Raw genomic sequence first — 2,913 nt, 5'->3', positions numbered from 1 at the left:
CCGTTACCACGTATCCCGCATACGGAAACGAGACGGAGCCACCACCCCGTAGTGACCCGTCCATTCGCGGTGCAAAGAGCGCGTCGAGTGCGTCCGGATCGATCACCTCGTACAGCGGGCGAAGGTCGTCTATCGATCGATCATCTCGCTCCGCAATCGCGGTGAGAATTCGGGTGCTCATGAAGCGAGCCGCGTTTTTCTTCGACGATCCCATCCCGGATTCTGTTGTGTCCATCTGAATCACTCCTCCCACAAGAACAGTCACCCTGACATCGCAAGGAGTAATTGTGTCTACTGCTCTTGACGAGTCGGTAAACAGGAGCCACTACTAAGAAATTAATTGGGCATTTTTGTCCAACATCGTTCGATATTGTGCATTGGAGAGATAGAACGCGATTCCTCGGTCGATTCGACCGGTTCCTGACCGTTTCAACCGCTTCGAATCGGTTTCTGACTGGTTTCTAGTCGATCCGTGGGCGCATGGATGTCTTCCGGAAATAGACCTCTCCACTTCCACTCACAGTTTCACCGCTCATAGTCGCACCACCGGTATTCACTCCTCGAAGAACGATTTTACCGCAAAACCCTCACCACCAGCCGAGTGCGGCAGCGTCGCATAGCTGACTTTGGGAAAGCGCCCTGGCAAGTGGTGAGAGTGCACCTGTACCATTCGGCGGGTAGATAAAACACGTTCCGGTAGCACAAAAATCAATTGTAGTAACCCACATGCGCAAATAGGTAACACGTGTCAATACGTTCCGAAAGGATATCGATTTCACCGAGCGTGGTCGGCAATTCGGTTGTATCCCTCGCTCTCGAAGGCGAGACCGGGAGCGATCGACGAGCGAACAGTCGTCGGAAAGGATACTCAGTCGTCGGTACCGGCGCGATAGATTTCGTCGATAATGCGTTGGACTGCGAGACCCTGGTGAATATTGTTCGCCTCCGGTCGGTCGCCGGATCTAACGGCGTCGATAAACATGCGTAACTCGTCGTGATAGGCGTAGTTCGATGGGGCGACAACGTCCGAGTTCACGAAGTGGTCGGTGCCATTGCTTCGCGCTTCGTACAGTTCGAGATGGTTCCGTCGATCCGGGACCGGTTCGACCTCGGGCAACGTGTCCGTGAGATCGAGGAAGGCACCCGCTTCGGTCCCACGAATGGTGTAGGAGTGTTCGGATTCGGTGTTCGTCGCCCACGCGACTTCAATTGTCGCGGTCGTATCCGTATCGAACTGACAGAACGCGGTCACCGAATCCTCGACGTCGTACATCTTCGCGTCCCCGTCGTCCCCCCACATGTAGATGTACGAATAGTCCTTGTGATGGCCGAAATCCGACCGGGACGTCGCCATGATATCGGAGAGTTCGGGCCACTCCAAGAAGTACAACAGGAGGTCCAGGAGATGTCCGCCGATGTCCATGAGGGCACCGCCGCCCGCGATGTCCTTCGAGGTGTACCACGTCCCTCGGCCCGGAACGCCGCGCCGCCTGACGAACTTCCCGTGAATGTGAATTATCTCCCCGAAGTATCCCTCCTCGATGTACGATTTCGTGACGTCACAGATGTTTCGAAACCGCTCGTAGAAGCCGACCATACAGATGTTATCGGTTTTCTCGGCGACCGCGGCGATGTTCTCCGCGGATTCCAAGTCGTGGCTGAGCGGAGTCTCCAGAAAGACGTCGAGTCCGTGTTCCAACGCGGCCGTCGCCGTCGGTTCGTGGAACTTCGTGGGAGTACAAACGATGACGGCATCGAGATCGGCTTCGAGGAGGTCCGAAAGGTTCTCGTAGGTCGTGGCATCGAATCGCTCCCGGAACTCGCGACGAGCGGTCGGATCAGCATCCGCGCCACAGACGGGAGGACAGTCCAATGCGGTCAGTACCTCGGCGTAGTTCGTTCCGTGCGTTTCGAGGCCGAGGATGCCGATCGAGGGCGCATCGTTCTCCATTTGCTCGTTTCGTCGTCCCGTATCGATATTATGGTTTTGAGAGGACGACGTCGTGGAACTCGCTACGGAAGAAAACCACCTATCGGTTCGCGGAGTCCATCCGCGCCCGTAGCTGATCGGATAGATCGGACAGGTGGGCGGTTCCGAAGGTCGCGACGAGCAATCCGCCGATCGTGTTGTAGAACAGGTCCAAGATCGTATCGTCCAGTCCGTACTGGGTGAGGACTTTTCCGACGCCGACGAGGCTCGATACGACGCCGACGTAGAACTCGATGAGTTCCCAGATGACGCCGAACGCCATGACGAACAACAGGAGATAGACGAACATGAACCTGGGTGGCATCACGATGTACTCCGTGTGTTCTTCCAGCGCTCGCGTCACGGCGTACGCGACACCGGCGACGAGCGAAGAGGACAGTGCGTGCGTCATGTGATCCCACCACCACGTCGACTTGTACGGGCTGATGAAACCCAAGGCGGGCACCGATAGCGTCCCGAACGCGTGTAGAAACATCGCGACGGAGATCCAGAGCACGATTCCGCCGTTCATCGTGACACGGTAATTTCGCTCGAAGAGCGCGGGGAGGAACGTGACGAGCAAACCGATACCGGAGTTCACCACGATACCGGCGTTCCCCTGCCAGAGGCCGATCAGTAGGATAGCGACCATCGCCGCCTGGAGGAGCCGAACCAACTGATCCTCCCGGCGTTCCGAAACGTGAACGGGCGAGTGAAAACTCACGTGCTACTCCCCCGTGATCGGTCGGCGTTCGCAGCGAGTTGACGCCGGAAGTACAACCAGAACAGCACGCCAGCGACGATGCCCGCGATGAGCGTTGCAGTGAAGACGGTCATGAGTTCAGTGTTCGTTTTGATGAACGTCGTCCCGAGGTACGTCGCCGAAGCCGCGGATCCAACTGCCCAGAATCCGGCGGTCGCGAGCGTCACGATGACGGTAAAGA

3 protein-coding genes and 1 pseudogene are annotated in these 2,913 nt (G+C 57.2%); all 4 read right to left on the bottom strand.

The genetic code is table 11. From position 1 onward, the window contains the following. Positions 1–235, bottom strand: a 235-nt coding sequence (locus WBV42_RS14770; protein WP_423986711.1) for a HalOD1 output domain-containing protein, incomplete at its 3' end; no start/stop codon positions are given. A 633-nt stretch (positions 236–868) separates the two neighbouring features. After that, positions 869–1,951 carry a Gfo/Idh/MocA family protein gene (locus tag WBV42_RS14765; protein WP_423986710.1) on the bottom strand — a complete coding sequence of 361 codons (1,083 nt, stop codon included), beginning with the start codon at positions 1,949–1,951 and terminating at the stop codon, positions 869–871. A gap of 79 nt (positions 1,952–2,030) precedes the next feature. Beyond that, positions 2,031–2,693, bottom strand: a complete 663-nt coding sequence (locus WBV42_RS14760; RefSeq protein WP_423986709.1) for a hypothetical protein — start codon at positions 2,691–2,693, stop codon at positions 2,031–2,033. Next, positions 2,690–2,913, bottom strand: a pseudogene (locus WBV42_RS14755) (hypothetical protein); the annotation flags it as partial. The pseudogene WBV42_RS14755 and the gene WBV42_RS14760, both read right to left, overlap by 4 nt.

This window comes from Haladaptatus sp., from assembly GCF_049589095.1.
Classification (GTDB): domain Archaea; phylum Halobacteriota; class Halobacteria; order Halobacteriales; family Haladaptataceae; genus Haladaptatus.
The sequence above is the reverse complement of the archived record's forward strand: the minus strand, read 5'-3'. Positions and strand labels throughout refer to the sequence as shown.

Coding starts and splice junctions, on each gene's coding strand:
- WBV42_RS14765 (WP_423986710.1), bottom strand. CDS start 1,951: ATGGAGAACGATGCGCCCTCGATCGGCATCCTCGGCCTCGAAACGCAC.